We start from the raw sequence: 24,229 nt of genomic DNA on the forward strand, positions 1-24,229 counted from the left end.
AGGCAGAGATATGACAAAACTAGCACTATTTCTTGGCTGTATCGTACCTAATCGCTACCCTGGAATTGAGAAAGCAACCAAACTCTGCCTGCAGAAGCTTGAGATAGATGCATCCGATCTGCCAGGAGCTTCCTGCTGCCCTGCTCCAGGGGTGTTCAAGTCCTTTGATAAAGCAACATGGCTTGCCCTTGCCAGCAGGAATATAGTTCTTTCGGAAAGGATGGAAAGGGATATCCTGACAATCTGTAACGGTTGTTACGGGTCGCTGGCAGATGCCAATTTAGAGTTGAAAAAAGACTCTGAGATGAAGGCGTGCACAAACAGTTGCCTTAAAGAAATCGGTATGGAATTTAAAGGAACTGCAGAGGTAAGGCACATAATTGAATTTCTCTATAAGGAGTTTGGGCCTGAAAAACTTAAGAATTATATCACAATACCCCTTGATCTCAAAGTGGCCTTACACTACGGATGCCATCTTATCAAGCCCTCAAAAGACCGAAAACTTGGAGAAACGGAAGCTCCGGTATTTTTTGACGAACTTGTTGAAGTTACAGGCGCAAAAAGTGTGGACTATACGGATAAAATGATGTGCTGCGGAGCAGGAGGTGGAGTCCGTTCAGGGCACGTTGCCGAATCTCTGGAAATGCTTGAACACAAGCTAGCCTGCATTCGGCGAGCAGGAGTAGACTGCATTGTCAATGCATGTCCTTTCTGTCACCTTCAGTTTGACAGAGGACAACTTGCAGTCAACGAGAAATTCGGCACTGATTATTCGATCCCTGTCCTTCATTATTCCCAGCTTCTTGGCCTTGCTCTTGGCTTTTCTCCTTACGAATTGGGGATAGAACAGAATGCAGTCCAGAATATTGAATTTCTTGCAAAAATCTATGAAATCAGCGCAGGTTTAAGGTAAAAAGTTAAAGATTGAAAGGTTGAAGAGCAAAAATAGGTAAAGATATTTTTCATTTTTTCCTTTAACCCGAAATTATAACTTTTATCTTTCGGTTTGCATATACCAGAGACACTTCTGTCTCCACTTGCATGTTCCGCAGACGTCTTCGATATCGGATGCACTATTCAGTTTTGAATTTATTAACCTGAAAGCTTTGTCTGCCTTCATTAAAGCCCCTTCTTCTATCTTTAATTTCTCCATGACAATAAGATCCATATTCCTTATCCTGCGAGAGAGGGTCGATTTCTGAATAGTGCATTCCCTTTTGCTGGGACAGGAAATACAGATCACATCACATTCAGATACGAGTTCCAGAGTTCTTGAAGGAAAAGCTCCAATATCCGAAATTACGGCCCGCATATTAGCTACAAAAGCCGGACTGTATCCATAGCCTTGAAAACCCTGGATACAACAAAGGTGATGAGCTCTGATCTTCAGGCATTCAGATCCGGTTTTAGAATCAGATCCAGATGCGTTAGATTTTTCGAGCATGTATTTCTCCGGGACTTGAATTCTCAAAATCAAAGTATTCATTCTATAAAATTCATTCAATAATATCGATTTCTGAATTCTCTAGCTGAGGTAATTCCTGAACAGGCAGTGTTATCGAAGGCGCTTCAGAGTATTCTGCAAAGAGAATGTCATAACCTGTTTTAAGTCCCAGCATGATATTCAAACTGGTACGGTCGTTGTTCAAGAGCAACGCCTGACCTATAGGGTTGCAGGCAGCCTCAAACTCAAGGGCTTCGGATTTTTTGATTCCCAGGTTGGCTTTTTCTAAGCTACATACCTTACAACAAACAGAAAATACCTCAAAATATCTTGAAAGAATGTCATAGGCCATCCTGGCTTCTCTTTCATACTCGATACAGAAAGCAATTCCTATTTTCCTGTACCCCAGCCTTTTTGCGTAAATCGTAATTTCTTCTAGTTTTGTCCGTTTTACATAATCGGATTCGAGCCAGGCTGAAATCTGAATTGACTTCAGATCATTGTCGCTATATTCAAGCCCAGATTTAATAACAGAACAGTTTTTGCCTTTCAGGCATTCTTTATTTCTGCACAATGCACACTGCACATTTTTTCTCCCGGGTTTTTAACAAGGATCGGTGGGTATAATCATAAAGAAGCTGTGAAGGTATAAATATTTCTATAGGACCCAACGGAGATTCCGGGCCAGGAAGTAAAAGAAACATTTAAAAGAATTCAGTGAAAAAGAAAAAAAGGCCAGAAAAACTGAAAAAAGCCTAATCAAAAAGATTATTTCTGTCTTTTTTTCGGTAACTGGCCTTTGTAGAGTTTTTCAAGGGCATGGACAGCTTCTTCGAGTTTGTTGAAAGGAATTTCGAGGAGTATTTCGTCATTCTTAATATCAATAGCTTCCACGTATCCAAATCAGCCTAAAGAGATATTTATTTCCCTCGTAAAGGAATGGGAAGATCTATTATTTGACTTACGAAGTTTTCAATCCAAACAAAAGAACTCGCCAGCAGATGAAAAACAAATTATGGAACTGCCGTCTTAATACATTTTTTTATTATTTGTCATTCATAAAAAGCAGTAGCTTACTTCACCAGGAAGCGGGGGCAAAAGATGCCGAGCCGTCATAACTTCTCTAAAATATACCAATTCACCCTCCGTTCTATAAATACCCACCACTTTCGATTTAAAAATAGAAATTGTTATATATTCATCATACACTGTGGATAAGTTACCCATGAAAAAATGTAGAGGAAGACCAGAATGTCCGAGACATGTTGAACAAACGCCTGATATCATGTGCTTCAAGCCCGGAGGTATCACGCTATCGGATCTGAAGTGGTATCCCCTTGCAGTAGAAGAAACTTGAAGAACTGAATTCAATATTATCTTTTGTTTGTTAAACGTTGAAGGTTTGAGACAGGAAGACGCAGCCACCAGAGCAGGGATATCAAGAAGGGTTTTCTGGGAAGATCTAAGCTGCCAGGCTGAAAATATCTCTTGCTCTTAACACAGAAAAAGCGATAGAGAGGAAAGGCGGTAACTATATCAGGACTGAAGGCTCTGACAATAGTTAAGATACGGCACATAAAAGAGAAAACCGGAAAAATTGAAGAACGCAGAAATTTACACAGGCGATAAAAAATGACAGATACGGTTCAACCATTGGAAAGTTTATCAAAAAAGCCAGAGGAGCCAAAATTAGTAGTTAACCTCAGGCGCATCAAACGCAAGATTATGATAATGAGCGGGAAAGGAGGAGTAGGAAAAAGTACAGTTGCTGCAAACCTTGCTGCAGGGCTGGCCCTGCGCGGATATAAAGTGGGGCTTCTGGACTCCGATATTCACGGCCCGACTATTCCTACAATCTTTGGGCTGGAATCTGCAAGACCTGACGTCAATGAAGAAGGAATTCTCCCTATTGAGGTACTTCCCAACCTTTCGATAATGTCTATTGGTTTTCTGCTCGAGAATAAAGATTCCCCTATAATCTGGAGAGGACCTGCCAAAATGGGAGCAATCAAGCAGTTCCTGGAAGAAGTTAGTTGGGGGGCACTCGATTTCCTTATTATAGACCTGCCTCCGGGAACAGGAGACGAACCCCTGAGCGTGGCCCAATTGATTCCTGATTGTGACGGCTCAGTGCTTGTTACAACCCCCCAGGACGTAGCCCTCATTAGCGTCCGGAAATCGATCAGATTTTCTGAAAAACTCCATGTGCCTATCATAGGGCTCGTTGACAATATGCATGGGCTTATCTGCCCCCACTGCGGCAAGCCAATAGAAGTATTCGGAACTGGAGGCGTGGAAAAAGCCTCAAAAGACTTCAATATTCCCATTCTTGCAAGGCTTCCGATTGAGCCCAAAGTCGCAGAAATGGAAGATAAGGGCACTGTAGTTCAGGGACTTCTTGAGCAAAGTACTGAATGGCAGAAAAACTTTGAAGATGTTGTAAGCGCAGTAGAAAAAACCCTTGACGAGAAGTAAGGCAGGATAAAAAGAGGGAAAGATTTACATATTTCCCTAATTATCTAATTTTTTCCAATCAGGTAGTTTTTCTCAATCAGGTAGTTTTTTCTCAATCAGCTAACTTCAGTTATTAAAACTAATTGTTCTGATCCTTTTCTTTTCCTCTACTTTTTAATATTTTCTCTTACATTTCCTTTTATAATTATATCTCTTAGGATTCTTTTAATATATTTATTCATGCGAAGTGGAATTTCTTAAATGGGGAATATTTTCCTTTTTTACGGTTAATTATTTGTGGTTTATCGGTAATTCTACATCAGAATTGAGATTTCAAAATCAACCGAGAATAAAATTATTTGTGAGAAGAGAGGATTATTAACATATAATATGCAAAGAATTACAAAATAAAAAATTAGTGTTGAGAACATGAAAAAATTAGTTATACTATTGATCCTCCTTGCAGCTGTAATATTTACTGCGGGCTGTACTGAAGAAACCCAGGAGAAAAGTGTTGTCGAAGCAACCGATCCTGGGCAGAACATATCCTCCCAGGAAAAAAGTGTTGTTGTTGATGCGACCACACTTGAACAAATAAACACATCACTCCAGGAGGGCCCTGTTCTTATGAAAATCGGGTCTGAGGGATGCGGACCATGCAACGCTATGAAGCCCATGCTTCAAGAACTGGCAACAGAATACAGTGGAAAAGCCACTATCATGTCCATAGATATAACTCAGAGCCCTGCTCTAGAAGCTTATTTTAAAATAGGATATGTCCCTGATTCAACTGTAATCGTGAATGTTACAGACGGAGAATATGTCTACATGAAACCGGACGGAAGCGTTACCACAGATAGGTTCCAGGCAAGGATTCCCGGTCTCATGGAAAAAAGCGTATTTGAAGATGTTCTTAATCTCGCCCTTCTAGAGAAGGATAAAAGCAAATCTGAATAAAAAGAAGCCTGTGATTGGGAGACTTAGCTTCAAAACTCCAGATACACTGGAAGTTCAAGTCTCCTAAAATCAGGGGTTCGGATTAAAAAGCAGCAACGTATAAAACCAAACTTTAAATATCACACTTGAAAAACCATGTTTTATGATGCAATATCCCCTCTGGCTGCATTTAGCGCAGGAATTCTCAGTGTCCTCTCTCCCTGTATCCTCCCCCTTCTACCTGCAGTCCTGGCAACATCCGCAGGAAAAGGGAGATTAAGGCCCCTTGCCATAGTTATTGGGGTCTCTATATCCTTCACTATGATGGGAGTAGTGACCTCTGCGTTCGGGGCAGCCTTCCAGACATACATAGGCCAGCTCAAAATTCTGGCCGAGATCGTGATCCTTTTAATGGGTTTTGCAATACTTTTTGAAATAAGCCTATTCAATTCCTTTTCGAAATTTCCCCTTCTGGCAGGAATGAAAGGGGAGGGGCCTATCTCAGGCTTCCTACTCGGGCTTTCCCTGGGAGTGCTCTGGATCCCATGTGTCGGTCCTATTCTGGCCTCGATCCTGATCATGGTAGCTCAGGAAGGGAGTGCTGCAACCGGCGCATTTACCCTCTCACTTTATTCCCTCGGATTTGCGATGCCAATGCTCCTGCTTGCGTACTCAGCTCACATTTCCTCTTCAAAGATCCGGCTTATATCAAGGTATGATGCAGCTTTTAAAAAAGGAGCAGGAATAGTGCTTGTCCTTGTAGGGCTCTCGATGATATACCAGAACCATTTCCAATGGCTCTTTTAAAAAAATTGAATTTAGAGAACTAAAGAAGCAGGATAAGTTGAAAATTGAAGTTTAAACATCATACAGATAAAAAATAGTAATAAAAAGTAAATAAAGAACTCACGTCACCATGCATAAATAAGAAAGACATAGAATTGTTGCCAGGGCAGCTCTAGATAATGTATGGAATGAACATCTTTGTTTTCTTTTTATATTCAATATATTCGTTGCCAAACTCCTTTTCTATGTCTATTTCCTCTTTTTTCGCCAGTTTGTAATACAGGACAAGAAGCAATGAGTACAATATTATAAGAGGCAGTGTAGCCCACTCTAACATCATTCCCATGGTTATCATGAAAAAGCCGGTGTACTGCGGATGGCGAATATATTTGTAAATACCGCTTGTAACGAGTTTCCCCTGACCTTCTTCCTTACTCCAGTAATCCTTATGGATCCGGTGCCAGCCTGATATAACCAGTGCAACTCCAGTTAGCGATATAAGAATTCCGACATACATTCCCCAGAAGCCGATATATTGCACGAGTGTATGGCCCCACAGTATGCCTTCTGGAAGGGTAAAGCCAAAGAGCCATCCTATAGCGAACATGCTGAAAGGCACACCGAACATTTCAAGTGCAAATGCAATAATGAACGCCAAGTAAACTCCAGAAGGTTTTATCTGACTTTTTTTATAGAACGGCACAAATAGGAGGAATACGCCGTAGATAATTATCCACAAACCAACTGCCCACCACATTCCGAAGTGTGCCCAAATATCTTCTGCTACCATATTATTACCTTACTTTATATTCAACTGACCGTAATAACTGTTCAAATTGATATTTCCAAGTTCATCCTGTTTCAAATCATAGCTCTTTTTAGATATCTTAACAGCAGGAGCTGTATGGAGAATGTTCCGGATAGAAGAGCCCACGAAAATAGTGATCCTCTGAAGAAAAGTTTCTCAGCTGCATAAATGATGTGCATTGTGCCGTCTCTTCTTTTATGTTTTTTATCAATGTTGGCATGTTATCCATTTTCGTTTTTAATATAGTGCCGTAATAATTTGAACACCAGTTAATAACATTATGTTATTTTGCTGACATTATGCCAAATTTATTTAATATTTATTATTTTATCGGAAGGTAACTGTAAAGCCGGAAACAAATTCATGGAATGTAGGTAATATGAAAGCGCAAAAATGAGACTTATGAAAAGTAAAAATATTCTAAGGATAAATCAATAAACTGAAAAATAAAGTTGAAATCAAAATAAAGCTGAAAATGCAAACTGAAGCCAGAGTAAAGAAAGGAAAATTGGAGAAAGTATTATTCTTCACTTTCTCTTATTCTTCACTTTCTCTTGCTATTGCCACAAGCTCATTTACACATGCGACAGCCATCGGAGTCCCGCCTCTTGTCCCGACACAACTGATGGATGGTATGGGGATTGTCAGGTTTCTAACCATTTCCCTGGATTCGGCTGCGTTTACGAAACCTACCGGAAGCCCGATAATAAGGGCTGGTCTTACACCTTTTTCAATCAACTTGCAGACCATAATGAGAGCAGAAGGTGCATTTCCGATTGCAATAATGCTTCCATCGAGCCGGTCGCGGGCAGCCAGAAAACCTGCAGATGTGCGCGTAATCCCGTATTTGTTAGCAATCTCGGTATCAGGGTCTTCGTCGAGCACGCAAATAATTTCGGATTTATGTCCTGCCTTTGTAATCCCGGCTTTTACCATGCTGATATCGACGAAAATCGGTGCGCCTTTTTTAATAGCTTCCATGCCTGCAGGGATGGGATCATGCATAAAACGCATGATATCTGCCACGGAAAGGTCTCCGGTAGCAATAACGCAGCGCTGGCGGAAGCGGTCTTCAGGCGTTTTGTTCCCGATAAGCTCCTGGATCATTGTCCGGCTTTTCATGTAGATAGCTTTGGCTTCTTCAGTCCTTGCCCCGGAATCCTTGCAGATTTTTACAAGTTCGGGATTGACGTCAACTGTAAGATCGGTAAATTCCTCAAGATTCTCAAGGTTTCCGGCCTTCTCATTAGCGCTCTTTTCAGTAGTCATACTTTTTGTGATACCCCCTGGGGGTGATTATAAAGTCCTTCTTTTGAGAATTCCAGATCCTGGAATCTCCATTTCCAACAAGAATCGTAGTGCTCATATCCACCCAGTCTTCGTATTCCATGACCTTTCCAAGAGTTGTTACGATCCTGCCCTCTCCTTCGCCCCTGAGAGCATTCTTCACAAGCCCTACAGGTACGGATTCGGCCTTGTACTGGCGAATGATTTCGATAGCTCTGGAAAAATTGGACTGTCTCTTGCGGCTCTTCGGGTTGTACAGGGCCATCACGAAATCGGCTTCTGCAGCAAGATTAAGCCGTTTTTCAATAACTTCCCAGGGAGTCAGGAGGTCACTCAGACTGATCACTGCAAAGTCCGTTACAACAGGTGCGCCTAGCATGCTTGCACCGGCTAGAATTGCCGTGACACCAGGAAGAATCTCTATATCAACTTCAAGGCCTTCGTGCTCAGCAACCTCGAGTACAATACCTGCCATGCCGTAGACATTAGTATCCCCGCCACTGACCATGACAACATTTGCGATTTTTGCAAGCTCTACAGCTTTCCTGGCCCTGTCCACCTCTTTACCCATGTGGCTGCGGATTACCTCCTGAGTTCCGAGGAGACTCTCTATTTGGTCGAGGTAAGTACCGTTCCCGAGCACATAACCGGCATTAAGGATTACATCCCTGGCTTTAACCGTCATCTGTTCCACAGACCCCGGCCCGATCCCTACGATGTAGAGTTTTCCTCCGGTTGCTTTATCTTGCGATTGCGATTGTGACTCTGCCATAGACTTTCTTCCTGCAAATCAATTGTTTTTCTTCAGAGAGGGCAAGAGCTGCGGGTTCTGCAACTCCTTTTAATCCGAAACGGGAAGCCTGGGATGATGAAGGAGGATTGTAACTGTTTATCAGCTCATCCGACAAAAAGTATATAGGAATTCCAAGCATCTTTTCCGCTTCCAGAAGCCCCAGTTCATTTTCCTTAAGTTTCGCAGAAGCAAAAGCCGTAACCTCTTCCAGGTTCAGGCCGCACTCATCGAGAGCCTGTTTCACGGCTTCAATTACCTCTTCTTTTGTAATGCCCCTGCGAGTTCCAATTCCAATGATCATCTATTATCGTCTGTCCGCTGGTTTTTCATGCAGTTATTGACCGGTTAATTCGCGTAATTGCAGATCAGTTAATTATTGGCTTATTAACTGTTAGCTATGCTGCGATCTTCACTTCTGCCGTCTCCTGCCGTCTCCTGCCGTCTCCTGCCGCTTTCTTATCAGCACGGATACATCTTCATCCACCACAACAATCCTGGGCCCCTTAACCTCAAGAACCTCTATTTCCTGGTCAAGGAGTGCACAGTTTACAGCTACAGTGGATTCTTTGTTGAAAATCTCGCAGCTTAACCTGTCGGCAATGCCCTCGACTGAGGGTTTACCATGAACTTCAGTCGCTGTTGTAAGCACTGGGACTGCTCCGAGTTCTGAAACCTTTCGAGCAATTTCATTTGCGCCGTGATGTCCCCCAAGGAGAGGGATTGCGAAGTTCAGGTTTGAATCCACCACGACCACAGCAGGGTCAGACCACTTATTATCGAGAAGAGGGGCAATGTCCCTGACCACAATGCCTGTGGCAAAGACAGCAACTATTGCCCCATAATTTCTAAAGGCTTTTTCAAATACTCCCTTTTCATAGAGAAGCAGGTCGGCTTTCAGGTGTTCTGCTATTCTTGCCGCGATTTCCCGATTCCTTTCAAAGGTAATTACAACGGTTCCTGGGCCACTCCGTATAAGTAGGACCTCCTGTAGTTTTTAGGGTCAACAACCCCGCCGATGATTATCATTGCCGAGCGTGTAATACCCGCATCCTTTACCTTGTCTGCGATATCTTCCACTGTCCCGGTGATGACTTCCTCATCTTCCCAGGATGCGTGAAACACTACTGCAACAGGCGTATCTTTCGGGCAGCGGACTTTTTCCATAATTTCCCTGATTTTCTGGGTCCCAAGGAAAATTGCCATTGTAGTATTGTAGGCAGAAAGCTCGGGAATAAGGTCTTTTTCCAGGGTTTTTCCAGCAGGACGGGTGATGATGAGAGTATCGGAAACGCCGTTAAGAGTCAGCTGCGTGCCCAGGGCGGCAGCGCTTGCAAAAACCGATGAAACACCCGCGACTCTTTCTACTTCGATATCGTACTTTCTAAGCTCTTCCATCTGCTCTATGACAGAGCCGTAGAGAGACGGGTCTCCGCTGTGGAGGCGAACGACCAATTTTCCTTTATTTACCGCATCCGCGATTATTTTAGTCGTCTCTTCAAGAGTTAACCCATAGCTGTCCACTGTCTCTCCCTGTGTGTAATTAAGAACTTCGGGATTTACCAGAGAGCCTGCATACATTACAAGGTCGGCTTTTTCAAGCATCTCACGCCCGAGTACGGTGATGAGTTTGGGGTTTCCTGGGCCTGCCCCTACAAAATATACTTTTCTTTCCATCTGACCATTCCCTTTGCCTGTATTTATTCCAAAATTATGTACTGATTCCCGCAGAACATTATTCGGGATTTTATCATTTTTTTCCATAGATGATACTGAAATAGTTTCCTTTCTCTGGAATTTCTTCTTTTTTGCAGATTATAAGCTCGTTTTCCGAAAAGAGTCTTTCTGCAAAGATGAATTCCCTGTACCCTTCAGCTTCAAGCTGTTTAACTATCGTTTTCGGCTGCGTAGCTTTCAGGTGAATCTTGTAGCCGACCTCGGAACCATCACTGACCTCAAAAGAACTCTCAACTGCAACGTCAGTCCTGGCAGCAAAGGAGGTGATTGAACTTATTCCAGGAACAGTTGCTAGCTCAACATCCGGATAGTGTTTACGCATTACTTTTTTGAGATGGGAAAAAGTAGAGAAAAAGTTTGGGTCACCTATAAGCCCGAAAGCCACAGTTCCCTTTCTCGCTTCTTCTGCTACTCTGTCAGCGTTTTCTTTCCAGAGAGCATTGAGAACTTCAATATCTCTTATCATGGGAAATTCGAGGATTTCAGCATCTGCGTAAGGAGCCACAAGGTCTTTTGCCAGGCGGCCTGGCACATATACCTTGTCACTGTTTTTCAAAACATCTATTGCTTTCAGGGTCAGAAGTTCAGGGTCTCCGGGACCAAGTCCTACTCCTATTAACATGCTATCGCTCCGTAAGTTTTTGTAAAAATAAATGTAAAGCAAAATTTCAATTATAAGAGAATTTTCAGTTTTGCGTTTTTCCGACAACGATATACACCGGATTTTCGGGCTTGAACATAGTTTCTCCGGCAATTGGTGCACTTCTCGAGACCGAAATATGGACTACTTCATCAAAAATCCCAAGTCTTTTCATCGATTCAATTGTCCTGACAACTGTTTCGATGCGAACGGCATTTACCACGATGCTCCTGGCTTTTTTCTTCACAAGTATCTCAAGCACTGAGCCGATATTTTTTGTACCGCCGACAAAAGCACAGTCAATAAAATCGACAAAATCTCCAGAGCCAAGGATATCCGACGCCTCGCCAGCTAAAACCCTGGCATTTTCGATATTGAAATTTTTAAAGTTCGTCTCAGTGGCTCTCAGGGCTTCCTTGCGGGCATCTATTGCATAGATCGTCAGGTTTCGGGTAATCCTGGCTGCTTCGATAGATACCGATCCTGTACCGCAGCCTATGTCTGCAAACCGATCCCCGTCACGTAGCCCGAGTTTGGAAAGGGACACAGCAATGATTTCGGGTTTTGTCGGGCCGCCGCTAACACTTACTATTTCGGACATGTTTTACCTCGGGATAAAGTAAAGCAAATATATGAAATATAAATTAAATATATGACGATATAATTTTCAATTTTATTATACCGGTAATATAGCAAGTCGAGCCGGAAGTTATGATATATTCAGGTGTAATTATATAAAGTGTATACAAAGATAATTGAAACTCGATTTTTCGGATCAACCCGATTATAAATATAACTTGTTGTAGATATACCTTATTATCAGTAAGAAGGGCATGGTAGGAAAGTAAACTTTCATGAGACTAAAGGGGAACTCGGGAAACATCTACAAGAAAAATTTGTATTGATTTTATACATTGACTTCCAGTAAACCATTTTTAAAGAGGTGTCCGGAAGTTCTTTTTGGAAGAAAAGAGGAGTGACCTCTTCTTTCAGCTTTAATACCCTAAAGATAATAAATATATATAAGTAAAAATACATTTTGTATTTTAAAAGAAAGAGATTTTAACTATGAGAACATATCATAATTTGATCATAGGCATATAAGGTAAACTGCCGTTTTGAAAAAAAGCGATAAGTTCTCCCCAAGAAGAGTGTTTTTTAAACGAGACGCCGAAGTTATTCGGTTAAATACAATTGATTTTCTGTCCTGTATACCTGAAAAATATCTTTTTCACAGGAAAAAACCCCCGCAGTGAAAGCCAGCTCTCTCGATGCAGGGCCCTGCCGCCTGAAAGAAAGGAGGAAAAGCGATGAAAATTTACGAATCATATGAAGATCTGCCCAAAATAAAGCTGCCTTATGGGAACGACGTATTTATAAGTGACAGCACTATCCGCGACGGCTCCCAGATGCCGGGGATAGTCCTGAGCAGAGAACACAAGCTTCAAATCTATGAGTACCTGCACGAAATAGGAATTGAAAAACTCGAGGCTTTTGTATTCAATAAAAGGGACAGAGACGCTGTAGATCTTATGTTTGATAGAGGCTACGAGTTTCCCGAGATCACAGGCTGGGCAAGAGCCTCAAGGGCTGATATAGATAAGATTCTGGAAGTCGATGGGATTAAAGAAACAGGAATCCTGATGTCTGTCTCAGATACACATATTTTTTCCAAGATGAGGCTCTCAGGCAGGGAAGAAGCGGAAGAGAAATATCTGGATGCTCTGCAGTATGCAGTGGATCACGGGCTTCGCACACGGGCTCACCTTGAAGATATGACCAGAGCAGACAATTATGGTTTTGTTTTCCCTCTAGTTGAAAAAATTATGGAAATCGACCCTCGCTGCATTATCAGAGTCTGCGATACTGTCGGATACGGAATGCCCTTCATGGATATCGACGAGCCTTATGGAATTCCGAAAATCGTGCAGTACCTCAAAAAGGAAATCGGGGTTAAAAATATCGAAACCCATATTCATGACGATTACGGATTCGGGTCATCAAGTTCTATTGCAGGTTTCTGGCATGGGGCTAACTGGACAAGTGTAACTTTCCTGGGTATAGGAGAACGTGCAGGAAATAGCGAAATGGAAAAAATCCTGCTTTTCCTTGTAGACAGGGTAGAGGGTTTTGAAAGATACAACCTTGAACCGGTCACTCGCTTTGCAAGATTCATGGAAAAGGAGCTATGGCTGCGGGTTCCGAGAAACAAGGCGGTTGTCGGGAAAAACATTTTTGCCCATGAATCAGGGATACATGCCGCAGGCGTCCTCAAAAATCCCTTCAATTACGAACCCTATCCTCCAGAACTTGTTGGGGGAAAGCGACTCCTGCTTATAGGGGATTCTTCAGGGCTGGAAGTTATCCGCTATAAGGTTCAAGAGACCTTAAATGACCTCCTTGACGTTGAAACCATAGTAGAAAAAGATGACCGCAGGCTCTTGAAAATCCAGAACGAAATCCAGAAGCTGTATGATAACGAAGAACGGGTTTCCTGTATTTCGGACGAAGAACTCCTTGCTTATGTGGAAAAATACTTCCTTTACCAGCCGATTTGCAATCCTACACATGCAGGTAGAGGAAAACTGAAAATCAAGGGAAAAATAGCTGAGTCCGAAGAAGAAAGAGTGAAGGAATGAAGAAAAGAGATTTCCTTCAGTACCTTTTTATTTGAGAATTTCTGCCGTATACTTCGCAATCTCACCAGCCATCTGACTGAGTTTTGCACTGCCTCCGAGGTCGTAAGTTACGTACTTACCTTCGGAAATTACGCGCTCAGCAGCTTTGAATATGGCTTTGGACTTTTCCTTTTCGCCAAGGTAATCAAGCATCCAGGCTCCTGCAAGTACGGTTGCAACAGGGTTTACTTTATCCTGACCTGCATACTTTGGAGCCGAACCATGAGCAGGTTCGAACATTGCGAAAGAATCTCCTATATTGGCAGAGTAGATAAGGCCGATACTGCCAACCAGTGCAGAGCACTCCTCACTGATTACATCCATAAATAGGTTTGTGGAGAGGAGAACTTTTTTATTGAAAATCTGGGGGTTCTTGATCAGTTGCTGGGCAATATTGTCTATGTGATAGGGCCATATCTCAATATCTGGATAATTCCATCCAGCCTTTTCAACTTCCTCTAAGAAAGAGCCACAGGTAAGTTTCAGGATATTGCTCTTATGAATGGGCACAACAGTGTCATAACCTCTTCTTTTTGCTTCTTCGAAGGCGTACTTTGCAATCTTGCTGGATGCAGTGCGTGTAATCTTACGGATTGCAATTGAGACATCATCCGTGAGCTGGATTTCCTCTCCAATATAAAGCCCTTCAGTGCCCTCGCGCACACAGACCATATCCACATATCCCAGAGGTGCATTTGAATTGGGGAAAGTCTTGATTGGTCTGACATTCGCATAAAGATCATACTTTCTTCTTATGGACACAGCCACACTTCTCGGGGAACCGATTCCTCCAGGGGTGGTTGTCGGGCCTTTAAAACAGGCATCTGAGCTGTCAAGGATCTCCCATGTCTCATTCGGGATAAGGGAATTGCCTCCGTTCTTTTCCCACCAGCCGGCGCCTGCCTCACACATAATAAATTCTATGTCTGTGCCAGCGGCTTCTGCAACTTTAAGCATCGCGTCTACAAGTTCGGGGCCTACCCCGTCACCTTTGATTACTGCTGCGGTTTTACTCATATTATCACCGGGTTTTAAGGTTCGTGTTCAAAGAACCGTAGCGACTGAAAAACTAAAAAAGCGGAACTTTTTGAGAAATTTGGTAAGAATAATTGGATCTTCCAGTGTACTCAACGTAAGGCTATATATTTCAAGTTTTGGGTAATTAATACTCCGCTGAATAATTTTTCACTCTAAGTCAGATCTGGAATATGATGCCTGCGCACATTTCTAAAAAATCAAATTTGTATATTTTCTTCAGGAGGTATCCGATCCAGAATCCAACCCGAAACTTTCGATGAACCGAATCCGAACCTTAATCAAACCCAGAAACCACATACCTTCGAGGAGTAAGAATGCCCGCAAAAATTCCGATTACCGATAATCATATGCATATCGACCCTAGAGCCAGGGGACTTGAAGCAGTGAAAGATTTCATGAATTCTGGAGGGACTCACATAATTCTGGTCGCCAAACCCAGCTGGTCCCTTGGAGTAATGGTCAAAAAGCCTGAGGATTACCTCAAGGTCTTTGACGAAACCGTGGAAATCGCATCAAAGATCAGGGAGATTGGAGTTGGAGCCTTTCCCGTGCTTGGGGTTCATCCGGCAGAGATCTCGAAGCTTACTGAGTATATGGAACTGCCAGAAGCTACGGAAATAATGAAGAAAGGTCTTGAGATTGCTTCGGGATATGTGGAAAAAGGCCTTGCTGTAGGGATAAAGTCAGGGCGCCCTCATTACCCTGTGGCTGCGGAAGTTTGGGCAGCTTCGAATGAGATTATGGAGTACGCTTTTTCCCTGGGAAAAGAACAGGACTGCGCTGTTCAGCTTCATACCGAAAGCGTGGGAGAGCCTGAACTCCGGGACATAGCAGAGAGGGCAAGAAAAGCAGGAATCAAAATGAACAGAGTTGTCAAACACTACTCTCCCCCTATGGTAAAAACCTGCGAAGAGCTGGGGCTCTTTCCAGGGGTGATCTCGATCAAAGGGGCAATCGAACAGGCGCTTGAAGAAGGGACACGGTTCATGATGGAAACGGATTACATTGACGACCCTGACAGGCCGGGTGCAGTGCTTGGTCCGAAAACAATTCCCAAAAGGACCATAAAACTGATGGAAACACATGGTGAAGAGCCTTTCTGGATCATCCATAAGGAAAACCCTGAAAGGGTATATGACATAGAAATCGAGCTTTAAAAGTTTATCGCAAAAGAAAATCAGACGAAAGAGTCAAAGAATGCAGTTTGAGAATATTAAAGGTTAAAAGAAAAGAGTTAAGTCCGTAAAAGATAAAAAACACATAAAAACAGAGGTGAAGGAGATCAAAGGAAAAATCCCTTCGGATTGTACCCTCTGTTATTCCGGAAAGAAAAACCTGCCGGAAACTAAGTATTGCTGCCGGAAAAAACCCGCAGTCAAGATTTACTTTCTCTTTATTTTTACGATATCTCCCAGAGTAGTATCTTTCATTAAGTGAGAGACTTCCTGCCCTGCGGCGTCAACACGTTCCGTAAGTTTGATGTTAAGGGTGTGTTCAAGCTTCTTTCGAACGGGCTCTTCTGGCACGATTTCACTGCGTTCTATCTTTTTGATCAGAGATGCTTTTTCTTTGATATTTTCAGCCAGGTCTTCCTGAGACCAGCCTTTTGCTTCTCTCGCGTCCCGGATAATCTGATCATAGTTATCCAGGAGTTCGTCTTTCAAAATGTCGAAAAAATCCTTCTTTTGCCTCTTTTCAGTTCGTGTTACCGTACGAACCACCGGAGAGACTTTCCTTGATACGGGAGTCCGCTTATCAACGGGTTTACCGTAAGGAGCACATTTTTGGCAGACCTGGAGTTCGCTGTTATCAATTGTAATGCATATAGACGTTCCGCGGATCTCTGCACCACATATTTCGCACTGCATATTGATCACTTCGAAAACGCTATATACGGTACGAACTTAAATATTATTCGGAGCTCCATGACGGAAAGTACCAAAAGTAAGGATGAAAGCATGCGCAGTCACCTTGGTAAGTCCGGACCTGTGTATGACGGAATCGAGCCTGGAGAGCTGGGGGAAGTAACTGAAAGCGTCCAGGACCGAGTGAGGCAACTTGAAAGCCGCAACAGTTTTCTGGAAGAGCAGTGCAGCCAGATTGAGTCCGAAAAACGTTATTTGGAAAATCAAAAGATCAAATATGAAAGGGAAATCAGAAAGCTGCAGTCTGAGCTGGACCGGATGAAGACCTCTCCGCTCATTATTGGTACGGTCATTGATGTGATTAAGAACGACAGGATAATTGTCCGGAGCAGCAACGGGCCTCAGTTTCTGGTTAATGTCTCACAATATATAGATGAAAAAAAACTGCTGCCGGGGGCAAAGGTTGCCCTAAACCAGCATACGCTTGCCATTGCCGAGGTTATTCCTTCTACGGAAGAGCCTTTTGTTGCCGCAATGGAGGTATTCGAAAGCGTAGAAGTGGATTACGACCAGATAGGCGGTCTCGAAGAACAGATTCAGGAACTTCAGGAAGCAGTCGAACTTCCTCTCATCGACCCGGAACGGTTTGTCCGGATAGGTATCGAGCCTCCTAAAGGAGTTCTTCTCTACGGACTTCCTGGAACAGGTAAAACCCTGCTTGCAAAAGCCGTGGCTCACAGGACCAAGGCGACCTTTATCAGGGTTGTAGGCTCTGAACTCGTGCAGAAATACATAGGGGACGGGTCCAAACTTGTAAGGGGAATCTTTGAGATGGCTCGGAAAAAAGCCCCAAGTATTATCTTTATCGATGAGCTGGACTCGATTGCTGCAAGGCGCCTGAATGAGACTACGGGCGCAGACCGTGAGGTTCAGAGGACACTAATGCAGCTTCTTGCAGAGATGGATGGATTTGACAAAAGGAAAAACATCAGAATTATTGCAGCAACAAACCGTCCAGATGTCCTTGACCCGGCAATTCTCAGGCCAGGTCGTTTTGACAGGCTTGTCCATGTTCCCATGCCCGGAGTCGAAGCCAGAGGAAAAATTCTGGAAATTCACTGCGAAAAAATGATTCTTGCAGGAAATATCGACTTTAAGAGGCTTGCAAAAGCTACCGAAGGGATGAGCGGAGCAGACCTGAATGCAATTGCCACCGAGGCAGGCATGTTTGCAGTCAGGAAAGACAAGGAAATGGTTGAGATGGAAGACTTCCTCGAAGCAGTTGATAAGGTATCTATGGCTGCAGATACGCAGAAGATGATGCCTGTAACTCTCCCTGAAACAACTATGTTCGTGTAAAAAAGCTCGGATAAACGGATTAAAAGCCCCTATCGGGGCTCATTTTTTCCTTGAGTGAAGTGAGGTTTTATGCCGGAAAATATGAGTCTTTTTCCTTAAAACCGGCAAACTATTTTTGTAATCCCTACGTAAAAACACATGTGAATTCAGATTTTCATATCAAATCCGAAATTCGAATTCTGGGTATAGATGATTCTGCGCTCCTTAACAAAAATGTAATGATAGTGGGGACTGTTTTCAGGGGAGGAAGCTGGATAGACGGAGTCCTTCGTTCAGAGATCACAAAGGACGGGCTTGATGCTACCGACATTATCTCCAATATGATAAAGAAGAGCAAACATTACGGCCAGATAAGGGTTGTCATGCTCGACGGAATCACTTACGGAGGCTTTAATGTTGTTGATATAGAGAAGCTTCATAGGGAAACAGGGATACCTGTAATTGTAGTTATGCGTTCATACCCGGATTTTGAGAAAATCAAATCTGCCCTCGAGTATTTCTCGGACGGGAAAGAACGTTGGACAATAATAACGAGAGCCGGAAAAATAGAAAAAATCGCTGGTGGAAAAGGACGAAATCCCATTTATATCCAGAAAGCAGGCATAGGCCTGGAGAGTCTGAAAAAGATAATTCAGCTTACCTCAATAAGAAGCAATATTCCTGAGCCTCTGCGGGTTGCCCATCTAATCGCAACAGGAATTATCTTGGGAGAGTCGAGAGGAAAAGCATAATTGTTTACATTTTTTACATTTAATTCTCCAAAAAGAAGAAAGATGTGAACAGGATTTGGAAGCGTGGTATTAGGTCTGGGAAAGATGGGTATATAAATCCGAATAAAGAGAAAGGTAAAAATACAGGAACTGGCTTCAAAAAATATAAAAAATAAAAAAATAATATTTTACGTAAAAAAATTGGAAGAGATTGGGAACAAAGAATAAAGAAAATCGGAAATAAAGGAAAGCCGGATCATAAAAGCAGTGAAAAGCAGAACCTGAGGCAAACAGGAAAGTAGAAGAGTTTAATAAAATTATTAAACAAATACAGTATAGATTTAAAGACTGGAAAAGGAAAACTATTAAATTGGAAACTGTATATGTGATGGTTAAAATAGATCTATTCTTCTTAAAATACATTTGTTCTTTAATACAATCCGTTAAATATCACCCCATAGGATGGAGGAAAACAGTAGCATGAGATCCATTGTGGAAGAAGCCCTTGCTCGATCTGCCCTGGAAGGACGTGCCGGGCAGGGAGAGTACTCAAATTCAGATTACTCTAACGCAGACTCAGATGTGGATGCCGAACTTGAAGAGATCCTCAGAAGCCTTAAAACAACCATCAAGGTCGTAGGTTGCGGAGGCGGCGGCTCAAACAGCATCCAGCGTATGATGGGCGAAGGGATCCAAGGAGCGGACCTCGTTGCCGTGAATACCGATGCCCAGCACCTTCTTCATATACGCTCCGGCAAAAAGATCCTTATCGGGAAAAAGAAAACCCGTGGACTTGGGGCCGGCAGCCTCCCCCAGATAGGAGAAGATGCTGCAATCGAGAGTATTGATGAGATTAACAAGATTGTCGAAGGCTCTGATATGGTCTTTATCACGGCGGGCCTTGGAGGAGGAACTGGGACAGGGTCGGCACCTATAGTAGCTGAGGCCGCCAGGGACGCAGGAGCTCTTACGATCGCCGTCGTCACCCTGCCGTTCAGTGTGGAAGGTCATGTCCGCAGAACCAATGCAGAGGCCGGCCTGGAGCGCCTGAGGGATGTTGCAGACACGGTGATAGTGGTTCCCAACGATAAGCTGATCGAAGTAGTTCCGAGACTCCCGCTTCAGGCCGCCTTCAAAGTCTCAGACGAAGTTCTTATGAGAGCCGTAAAGGGTATAACCGAACTGATCACAAAACCCGGGCTTGTAAACCTCGATTTTGCGGATATCAGAACTGTTATGCAGAACGGAGGCGTTGCGATGATAGGGCTCGGAGAAGCGGACGGAGATAACAAAGCTGTCGAGTCCGTACAGAAAGCTCTGCGCAGCCCACTTCTTGACGTAGACATATCAGGTGCGACATCTGCCCTTGTTAACGTGGTTGGAGGGCCTGACATGACAATTTCGGAAGCTGAGTCAGTGGTTCAGGAAGTTTATAGCCGGATTGACAGCAATGCCCGCCTGATCTGGGGTGCTCAGATTGACCCTGACCTCGAGCAGACCGTACGTACCATGATAGTGGTCACAGGAGTAACCTCAGCCCAGATTTATGGTCATGGAAATGACAAGAACATTACTTTTAAATATGGAATTGATTTTGTAGAGTGATCAAGCCAGACACTAAAGGGATTAAAATAGTCGGTTGGAATAAAATATACTGTTTTCCTCTCTTTAGAATAAAAATAAGGAATCGGAATCGAAACCCAATCGAAAACTATTTTTATGGTAAATGCCGTATGATGCCGATACTATTCGGCATCAAAAAAATAAATCTTTATACTGACGCGATCAAAGATCTGAAGTAAATATAATCCTGCATCGAAATCTTGTGGTGTTTTAAAAGCCGTGCCAGTGATATCTTCATATAATAGGAATCAATAATATAATCCGCCCGTTCCTTCCTTAAGAGAAATCCGAAAATTCGGTGTATAAAAAAGTGAATTTCGGAAATGGAAAGCATATAGGAAGAACCGTAAGCGGAAAGTTCAAGATATATGAACAAAATAAAGAAAACCTGGATGTGAATTGATTGGTAGAACTCCCGTTTGAAATGAATGTAACTAAAGAAAGCGTTGGTCAGGTAATCCGGGCACACTTGAGAGTCCTGAAACTTACTAAAAAACCGTCCAGGGAAGAGTTCTTGACTATTGCCAAAGTTGCAGGTATTGGCATTTTGGCTGTGGGAGCAATAGGATTTATAATATATGTACTGTTGACAATGTTGCCCCAGTGGGTGGCTAAATGAGTGAGGATTCTCAGATATTTGTAATCAAAACCACGGCAAACCAGGAAAGATCGGTTGCAACCGCCCTTGCCAGGATTGCAAAAAAGGAGAAACTGGACATAAGGGCAATTCTGGCTCCTGATGAGCTAAAAGGATATGTCCTTGTTGAGGCTCCTAAATCCGGAATCGTAGAACTGGCAATCCAGACTATTCCCCATGCACGAGCTCTTGTGAAAGGGAGCTCTACAATTGCTGAAATTGAGCATTTCCTTAAACCCAAACCAATAGTAACAGGAATCAAAGAAGGGGCTATAATTGAGGTCACTTCAGGACCCTTCAAGGGGGAGAAAGCCCGGGTTAAAAGGGTTGATGAAGGGCATGAGGAAATTACTGTGGAACTGTTCGATGCGGTGGTTCCGATCCCCATCACGATTCGCGGCGATACTGTAAGAATCTTGAGAAAAGAGAAAGAATGAAGCCGCAGCGAGATGGGAAATACCGAAAATTCCAGCTTACTATAAATAAAATTACCAGTATTCAGAGTGGATTGAAAGAGATCTGCAAAGTTTATATTTATTAAAACCGGTGAAACTCAGATGACAAGTATTGTTGAAGCACTCGTCCCTGGAGGAAAAGCGAATCCTGGACCACCTTTAGGTCCAGCGCTTGGTCCGCTCGGGGTCAACATAAAAGAAGTGGTCGAAAAGATCAATGAAAAAACAAGGGACTATAATGGAATGCAGGTCCCTGTGAAAATAATTGTTGACGACAAAAAAAATGTCGAGATCGAAATCGGCACTCCCCCAACAGCGTCCCTTATAATGAAGGAGCTAGGGATTCAGAAGGGATCCGGAAATGCGGGAAGCGAAGTTGTTGGAAACCTCAGTATCCCACAGGTCGTAAAGATCGCTCGCATGAAGAAGGAAGATGTACTTTCCTACGATCTCAAAGCAACAATGAAAGAAGTTATGGGCACCTGTGTACCTATGGGTGTGACTGTAGAGGGAGTCAAGGCCAAAGACTGCCAGAAGGCACTCGATGAAGGCAAGTTCGATGATTTGCTTGCTGGCGAAGAGTGGTAAGCCTTCCCCTCCCTTTACTATTTAATCCGGGATTTTATGATACACCAATAGTTTTAAATTGGATACCACTAATAGCTCAGGAACCTTGAATACCGTTCTACTGTAATAAAATAAAAACTGAGAGTTATTAGAGGCTTACTATTTAAGAGTGAAAGAACCGGATTCACGGGAAGCCCTAAAACCAACCGTAGTAAGCCGAAAAGGCTGCTTGGACGAGAACGTTCAAACACTACGGGGAGGAACACGATGGCAGAAAAAAATATACTTGAAGCTGTCAAGAAAGTACTTGAAGAATCGCCAGAGCGAAAGTTCTCTGAAAGCGTAGACCTGGCGATTAACTTAAAGAATCTTGACATGAATCAACCGAAGAACAGAGTCGATGAAGAAGTAATTCTTCCGCACGGGCTCGGAAAAGAACTGAAGATCGGCGTTTTTGCAAAAGGTGATGTGGGCCTGAAGGCAAAGGCTGCCGGTGCTGCGTATGTTATTTCTGATATTGAGCTCGAAGAACTGGCGGCTGATAAGAATAAAGCCAGGACTCTTGCAAATGAATATGACCTTTTTATCGCAGAAACCCAGTTTATGCCGGTAATCGGTAAGAAACTTGGTATTGTTCTTGGACCCAGAGGGAAAATGCCTATTCCACTCTTACCAAACAAGGATGTAGGCGAACTGATCCAGAGCAAGCAGAATGCGGTAAAGCTCAGGTCAAAAGACAGGCTTACCTTCCATGTGGCTGTCGGCAGAAGGGATATGAATCCTGATTACCTTGCCGAGAACATTGAGACTGTTGTAGCCAGGCTGGAGCGTGTCCTGGATAAGGGCAAGCACAACCTGAGAACGGTATATGTCACGACAACCATGGGAAAATCAGAGAGGGTGGTGTAAATGGCAGAAGAAAGGCATCACACCGAGCACATCCCGCAGTGGAAAAAGGATGAGATCGAAAATATAAAGGAACTCATCCGGTCCCATAAGGTCTTCGGGATGGTGGGGATCGAAGGCATTCTCGCAACCAAGATCCAGAAGATTCGCCGGGACCTTAAAGACGTTGCGGTGCTCAAAGTCTCCAGGAACACCCTCACAGAGCGGGCTTTAAATCAACTCGGAGAAAGCATTCCCGAGATGAATAAATACCTTGACAAGCAGACTGCTCTGGTATTTACTAATGAAAGTCCATTCAAGCTTTACAAAGTACTCGAACAGACAAAAACCCCGTCTCCTATAAAAGGAGGCGCAATAGCTCCTCTGGACATTATTGTTAAGAAGGGGCCGACCAGTTTTCCTCCTGGCCCAATTCTCGGAGAATTCCAGAGCGCGGGAATTCCTGCCTCAATAGAAGCAGGGAAAGTCGCAGTAAAGGAAACGAAGGTTGTCTGTAAAGCAGGTGAGGCAGTCCCGCAGAAGCTCGCAACCATGCTCTCAAAGCTGGAGATATACCCTCTTATTATAGGGCTGGACTTAAGGGCCGCCTATGATGAAGGGACAATTTACGAGCCGGAACTCCTTGCAATTGATGAAGGCCAATACTTCTCTGACATTATCAGAGCAACTCAGAACGCTTTCAATCTCTCTGTCAATACCGCATACCCGACAAGCGCAACAATCGGCACACTGTTGGCAAAAGCCTCGGTAGAGGCAAAGAACCTTGGTGTCAATGCTGTTGTGTTTGATTCAGGAGTCATGGATGCACTGCTGGCAAAAGCCCATATCCAGATGACATCTGTTGCGTCCAAAGCCGCAGATAAGGATGCAAACGCAGTTGATGACGACCTGAGGGAAGCTCTCGGAGCAGCAGCAAGCGCAGCAGCAGCAAGCGCAGCAGCCACACCGTCCGAGAAAAAGGAAGAAGTAAAAGAAGAAGAAGCAGAAGAGGAAGAAGATACCTCTGAAGAAGACGGAATGGCCGGTCTCGGTGCCCTCTTCGGATAAACAAATTTACAATAATTGAAAGTAAGGTGATTATGATGGAATACATATATGCAGCTCTCTTATTGCACAACGCTGGTAAAGCAATTACTGAAGAAACAATCACTGCTGTTCTCAAGGCAGCAGGTGTTGAAGTGAACGAAGCTAGAGCAAAGGCCCTTGTAGCAGCCCTTGACGGCGTGGACATCGAAGAAGCAATTTCAAAGGCCGCATTTGCAGCCCCTGCAGCAGCAGCTCCTGCAGCAGCAGCTCCTGCAGCAGCAGCTCCTGTTGAAGAAGTAGAAGAAGAGGAAGAAGACACCTCTGAAGAAGACGGAATGGCCGGTCTCGGCGCCCTCTTCGGATAAACTCAAGTAAAACTTTAATACCTACAGCTCGCCTCACGGCGAGCATTCTTTTTTTCAATAGAATTTAGCAGTAGTTTAATAACGTAGAATTATCTGATTTTCTGTAGAATTCTTTATC

At 43.4% G+C, this 24,229-nt stretch carries 28 protein-coding genes and 1 pseudogene; 16 read left to right on the forward strand and 13 right to left on the reverse strand.

All coding sequences use genetic code 11. The features are described 5' to 3' along the window. Positions 1-10: 10 nt before the first annotated feature. Positions 11-913, forward strand: a complete 903-nt coding sequence (gene hdrB, locus RG963_RS06335) for a CoB--CoM heterodisulfide reductase subunit B (RefSeq protein WP_310575433.1) — start codon at positions 11-13, stop codon at positions 911-913. A gap of 81 nt (positions 914-994) precedes the next feature. Here hdrB and RG963_RS06340 read toward each other — a convergent pair whose 3' ends face one another. The 3 genes from RG963_RS06340 to RG963_RS06350 all read right to left on the reverse strand — a co-directional run bounded on the left by RG963_RS06340 (position 995) and on the right by RG963_RS06350 (position 2,338). Then, positions 995-1,444 carry a DUF1284 domain-containing protein gene (locus tag RG963_RS06340; protein WP_310575434.1) on the reverse strand — a complete coding sequence of 150 codons (450 nt, stop codon included), beginning with the start codon at positions 1,442-1,444 and terminating at the stop codon, positions 995-997. 52 nt (positions 1,445-1,496) lie between these two features. Next, positions 1,497-2,030 (reverse strand): DUF1847 domain-containing protein, encoded by a 534-nt coding sequence (locus RG963_RS06345; RefSeq protein ID WP_310575435.1) that lies wholly within the window; start codon positions 2,028-2,030, stop codon positions 1,497-1,499. 182 nt (positions 2,031-2,212) lie between these two features. After that, the gene (locus RG963_RS06350) at positions 2,213-2,338 is read right to left on the reverse strand and encodes a hypothetical protein (protein ID WP_310575436.1); all 126 of its coding nucleotides are present in this window, start codon (positions 2,336-2,338) and stop codon (positions 2,213-2,215) included. A gap of 331 nt (positions 2,339-2,669) precedes the next feature. Here RG963_RS06350 and RG963_RS06355 point away from each other — a divergent pair. From RG963_RS06355 to RG963_RS06370, 4 genes and pseudogenes are all read left to right on the forward strand, one after another. Beyond that, positions 2,670-3,009: pseudogene (locus RG963_RS06355) on the forward strand (DUF134 domain-containing protein). Positions 3,010-3,076: 67 nt separating this feature from the next. Continuing rightward, complete coding sequence (locus RG963_RS06360; RefSeq protein WP_310575437.1) at positions 3,077-3,919, forward strand: Mrp/NBP35 family ATP-binding protein; 843 nt, start codon at positions 3,077-3,079, stop codon at positions 3,917-3,919. Between the two features lie 408 nt (positions 3,920-4,327). Continuing rightward, a complete protein-coding gene (locus tag RG963_RS06365; protein ID WP_310575438.1) occupies positions 4,328-4,855 on the forward strand; it encodes a thioredoxin family protein in 528 nt (175 codons plus the stop codon). Positions 4,856-4,990: 135 nt separating this feature from the next. Next, positions 4,991-5,641: a cytochrome c biogenesis CcdA family protein gene (locus RG963_RS06370; protein WP_310575439.1), complete on the forward strand. Its 651-nt coding sequence runs from the start codon at positions 4,991-4,993 to the stop codon at positions 5,639-5,641. 151 nt (positions 5,642-5,792) lie between these two features. Here RG963_RS06370 and RG963_RS06375 read toward each other — a convergent pair whose 3' ends face one another. The 8 genes from RG963_RS06375 to cbiT form a co-directional block, all read right to left on the reverse strand. After that, entirely contained in the window at positions 5,793-6,410 is a 618-nt protein-coding gene (locus RG963_RS06375) for a methyltransferase family protein (RefSeq protein WP_310575440.1), read from the reverse strand. Positions 6,411-6,965: 555 nt separating this feature from the next. Beyond that, positions 6,966-7,697, reverse strand: coding sequence for a precorrin-8X methylmutase (locus RG963_RS06380; protein WP_310575441.1), 732 nt, complete (start codon positions 7,695-7,697; stop codon positions 6,966-6,968). Then, a complete protein-coding gene (gene cobJ, locus RG963_RS06385) occupies positions 7,687-8,487 on the reverse strand; it encodes a precorrin-3B C(17)-methyltransferase (protein ID WP_310575442.1) in 801 nt (266 codons plus the stop codon). The genes RG963_RS06380 and cobJ overlap by 11 nt, the downstream gene beginning before the upstream one ends. Next, positions 8,456-8,809, reverse strand: coding sequence for a cobalamin biosynthesis protein (locus RG963_RS06390; protein WP_310575443.1), 354 nt, complete (start codon positions 8,807-8,809; stop codon positions 8,456-8,458). The genes cobJ and RG963_RS06390 overlap by 32 nt, the downstream gene beginning before the upstream one ends. Before the next feature lie 108 nt (positions 8,810-8,917). Beyond that, complete coding sequence (locus RG963_RS06395) at positions 8,918-9,430, reverse strand: cobalamin biosynthesis protein CbiG (RefSeq protein WP_310575459.1); 513 nt, start codon at positions 9,428-9,430, stop codon at positions 8,918-8,920. A gap of 23 nt (positions 9,431-9,453) precedes the next feature. Next, positions 9,454-10,182: a cobalt-precorrin-4/precorrin-4 C(11)-methyltransferase gene (locus RG963_RS06400; RefSeq protein ID WP_310575460.1), complete on the reverse strand. Its 729-nt coding sequence runs from the start codon at positions 10,180-10,182 to the stop codon at positions 9,454-9,456. Between the two features lie 73 nt (positions 10,183-10,255). Then, positions 10,256-10,864 carry a cobalt-factor II C(20)-methyltransferase gene (locus RG963_RS06405; RefSeq protein ID WP_310575444.1) on the reverse strand — a complete coding sequence of 203 codons (609 nt, stop codon included), beginning with the start codon at positions 10,862-10,864 and terminating at the stop codon, positions 10,256-10,258. 64 nt (positions 10,865-10,928) lie between these two features. Further along, positions 10,929-11,483, reverse strand: a complete 555-nt coding sequence (cbiT, locus tag RG963_RS06410) for a precorrin-6Y C5,15-methyltransferase (decarboxylating) subunit CbiT (RefSeq protein ID WP_310575445.1) — start codon at positions 11,481-11,483, stop codon at positions 10,929-10,931. Positions 11,484-12,192: 709 nt separating this feature from the next. Here cbiT and RG963_RS06415 point away from each other — a divergent pair. After that, entirely contained in the window at positions 12,193-13,521 is a 1,329-nt protein-coding gene (locus RG963_RS06415; RefSeq protein ID WP_310575446.1) for a homocitrate synthase/isopropylmalate synthase family protein, read from the forward strand. A gap of 27 nt (positions 13,522-13,548) precedes the next feature. Here the strand turns inward: RG963_RS06415 and RG963_RS06420 are convergent, their stop codons facing one another. After that, the gene (locus RG963_RS06420) at positions 13,549-14,577 is read right to left on the reverse strand and encodes an isocitrate/isopropylmalate dehydrogenase family protein (RefSeq protein ID WP_310575447.1); all 1,029 of its coding nucleotides are present in this window, start codon (positions 14,575-14,577) and stop codon (positions 13,549-13,551) included. A 335-nt stretch (positions 14,578-14,912) separates the two neighbouring features. Here RG963_RS06420 and RG963_RS06425 point away from each other — a divergent pair, with 335 nt between their 5' ends. Next, positions 14,913-15,755 carry a TatD family hydrolase gene (locus tag RG963_RS06425; RefSeq protein ID WP_310575448.1) on the forward strand — a complete coding sequence of 281 codons (843 nt, stop codon included), beginning with the start codon at positions 14,913-14,915 and terminating at the stop codon, positions 15,753-15,755. A 225-nt stretch (positions 15,756-15,980) separates the two neighbouring features. Here the strand turns inward: RG963_RS06425 and RG963_RS06430 are convergent, their stop codons facing one another. Next, positions 15,981-16,466: a multiprotein bridging factor aMBF1 gene (locus tag RG963_RS06430; RefSeq protein WP_310575449.1), complete on the reverse strand. Its 486-nt coding sequence runs from the start codon at positions 16,464-16,466 to the stop codon at positions 15,981-15,983. A 57-nt stretch (positions 16,467-16,523) separates the two neighbouring features. Here RG963_RS06430 and RG963_RS06435 point away from each other — a divergent pair, with 57 nt between their 5' ends. From RG963_RS06435 to rpl12p, 9 genes are all read left to right on the forward strand, one after another. Next, the gene (locus RG963_RS06435; protein ID WP_310575450.1) at positions 16,524-17,822 is read left to right on the forward strand and encodes a proteasome-activating nucleotidase; all 1,299 of its coding nucleotides are present in this window, start codon (positions 16,524-16,526) and stop codon (positions 17,820-17,822) included. A 140-nt stretch (positions 17,823-17,962) separates the two neighbouring features. Continuing rightward, complete coding sequence (locus tag RG963_RS06440) at positions 17,963-18,553, forward strand: endonuclease dU (RefSeq protein ID WP_310575451.1); 591 nt, start codon at positions 17,963-17,965, stop codon at positions 18,551-18,553. Positions 18,554-19,012: 459 nt separating this feature from the next. Continuing rightward, a complete protein-coding gene (ftsZ, locus tag RG963_RS06445) occupies positions 19,013-20,137 on the forward strand; it encodes a cell division protein FtsZ (protein WP_310575452.1) in 1,125 nt (374 codons plus the stop codon). Between the two features lie 421 nt (positions 20,138-20,558). Further along, on the forward strand, positions 20,559-20,774 hold the full coding sequence (locus RG963_RS06450) for a protein translocase SEC61 complex subunit gamma (RefSeq protein ID WP_310575453.1): 216 nt from the start codon (positions 20,559-20,561) through the stop codon (positions 20,772-20,774). Next, a complete protein-coding gene (locus tag RG963_RS06455; RefSeq protein ID WP_310575454.1) occupies positions 20,771-21,229 on the forward strand; it encodes a transcription elongation factor Spt5 in 459 nt (152 codons plus the stop codon). The genes RG963_RS06450 and RG963_RS06455 overlap by 4 nt, the downstream gene beginning before the upstream one ends. 120 nt (positions 21,230-21,349) lie before the next feature. After that, entirely contained in the window at positions 21,350-21,835 is a 486-nt protein-coding gene (locus tag RG963_RS06460) for a 50S ribosomal protein L11 (protein WP_310575455.1), read from the forward strand. Positions 21,836-22,081: 246 nt separating this feature from the next. Beyond that, positions 22,082-22,723, forward strand: coding sequence for a 50S ribosomal protein L1 (locus tag RG963_RS06465; RefSeq protein WP_310575456.1), 642 nt, complete (start codon positions 22,082-22,084; stop codon positions 22,721-22,723). Continuing rightward, positions 22,724-23,767 carry a 50S ribosomal protein L10 gene (locus RG963_RS06470; protein ID WP_310575457.1) on the forward strand — a complete coding sequence of 348 codons (1,044 nt, stop codon included), beginning with the start codon at positions 22,724-22,726 and terminating at the stop codon, positions 23,765-23,767. It abuts the gene before it with no gap. A 35-nt stretch (positions 23,768-23,802) separates the two neighbouring features. After that, complete coding sequence (rpl12p, locus tag RG963_RS06475) at positions 23,803-24,111, forward strand: 50S ribosomal protein P1 (RefSeq protein ID WP_310575461.1); 309 nt, start codon at positions 23,803-23,805, stop codon at positions 24,109-24,111. Positions 24,112-24,229: the final 118 nt, after the last annotated feature.

The organism is Methanosarcina baikalica (assembly GCF_031461075.1).
In the GTDB taxonomy this organism is placed as follows: Archaea; Halobacteriota; Methanosarcinia; order Methanosarcinales; family Methanosarcinaceae; genus Methanosarcina; species Methanosarcina baikalica.

What these genes read in the sequence shown, in the direction of transcription:
- RG963_RS06430 (WP_310575449.1), bottom strand. Translation starts at nt 16,466, where the DNA reads ATGCAGTGCGAAATATGTGGTGCAGAGATCCGCGGAACGTCTATATGC.
- RG963_RS06400 (WP_310575460.1), bottom strand. Translation starts at nt 10,182, where the DNA reads ATGGAAAGAAAAGTATATTTTGTAGGGGCAGGCCCAGGAAACCCCAAA.
- RG963_RS06360 (WP_310575437.1), top strand. Translation starts at nt 3,077, where the DNA reads ATGACAGATACGGTTCAACCATTGGAAAGTTTATCAAAAAAGCCAGAG.
- RG963_RS06340 (WP_310575434.1), bottom strand. Translation starts at nt 1,444, where the DNA reads ATGCTCGAAAAATCTAACGCATCTGGATCTGATTCTAAAACCGGATCT.
- RG963_RS06435 (WP_310575450.1), top strand. Translation starts at nt 16,524, where the DNA reads ATGACGGAAAGTACCAAAAGTAAGGATGAAAGCATGCGCAGTCACCTT.
- RG963_RS06460 (WP_310575455.1), top strand. Translation starts at nt 21,350, where the DNA reads ATGACAAGTATTGTTGAAGCACTCGTCCCTGGAGGAAAAGCGAATCCT.
- RG963_RS06405 (WP_310575444.1), bottom strand. Translation starts at nt 10,864, where the DNA reads ATGTTAATAGGAGTAGGACTTGGTCCCGGAGACCCTGAACTTCTGACC.
- RG963_RS06465 (WP_310575456.1), top strand. Translation starts at nt 22,082, where the DNA reads ATGGCAGAAAAAAATATACTTGAAGCTGTCAAGAAAGTACTTGAAGAA.
- RG963_RS06365 (WP_310575438.1), top strand. Translation starts at nt 4,328, where the DNA reads ATGAAAAAATTAGTTATACTATTGATCCTCCTTGCAGCTGTAATATTT.
- rpl12p (WP_310575461.1), top strand. Translation starts at nt 23,803, where the DNA reads ATGGAATACATATATGCAGCTCTCTTATTGCACAACGCTGGTAAAGCA.
- RG963_RS06425 (WP_310575448.1), top strand. Translation starts at nt 14,913, where the DNA reads ATGCCCGCAAAAATTCCGATTACCGATAATCATATGCATATCGACCCT.
- ftsZ (WP_310575452.1), top strand. Translation starts at nt 19,013, where the DNA reads ATGAGATCCATTGTGGAAGAAGCCCTTGCTCGATCTGCCCTGGAAGGA.
- RG963_RS06420 (WP_310575447.1), bottom strand. Translation starts at nt 14,577, where the DNA reads ATGAGTAAAACCGCAGCAGTAATCAAAGGTGACGGGGTAGGCCCCGAA.
- cbiT (WP_310575445.1), bottom strand. Translation starts at nt 11,483, where the DNA reads ATGTCCGAAATAGTAAGTGTTAGCGGCGGCCCGACAAAACCCGAAATC.
- hdrB (WP_310575433.1), top strand. Translation starts at nt 11, where the DNA reads ATGACAAAACTAGCACTATTTCTTGGCTGTATCGTACCTAATCGCTAC.
- RG963_RS06455 (WP_310575454.1), top strand. Translation starts at nt 20,771, where the DNA reads ATGAGTGAGGATTCTCAGATATTTGTAATCAAAACCACGGCAAACCAG.
- RG963_RS06380 (WP_310575441.1), bottom strand. Translation starts at nt 7,697, where the DNA reads ATGACTACTGAAAAGAGCGCTAATGAGAAGGCCGGAAACCTTGAGAAT.
- cobJ (WP_310575442.1), bottom strand. Translation starts at nt 8,487, where the DNA reads ATGGCAGAGTCACAATCGCAATCGCAAGATAAAGCAACCGGAGGAAAA.
- RG963_RS06375 (WP_310575440.1), bottom strand. Translation starts at nt 6,410, where the DNA reads ATGGTAGCAGAAGATATTTGGGCACACTTCGGAATGTGGTGGGCAGTT.
- RG963_RS06470 (WP_310575457.1), top strand. Translation starts at nt 22,724, where the DNA reads ATGGCAGAAGAAAGGCATCACACCGAGCACATCCCGCAGTGGAAAAAG.
- RG963_RS06390 (WP_310575443.1), bottom strand. Translation starts at nt 8,809, where the DNA reads ATGATCATTGGAATTGGAACTCGCAGGGGCATTACAAAAGAAGAGGTA.
- RG963_RS06415 (WP_310575446.1), top strand. Translation starts at nt 12,193, where the DNA reads ATGAAAATTTACGAATCATATGAAGATCTGCCCAAAATAAAGCTGCCT.
- RG963_RS06370 (WP_310575439.1), top strand. Translation starts at nt 4,991, where the DNA reads ATGTTTTATGATGCAATATCCCCTCTGGCTGCATTTAGCGCAGGAATT.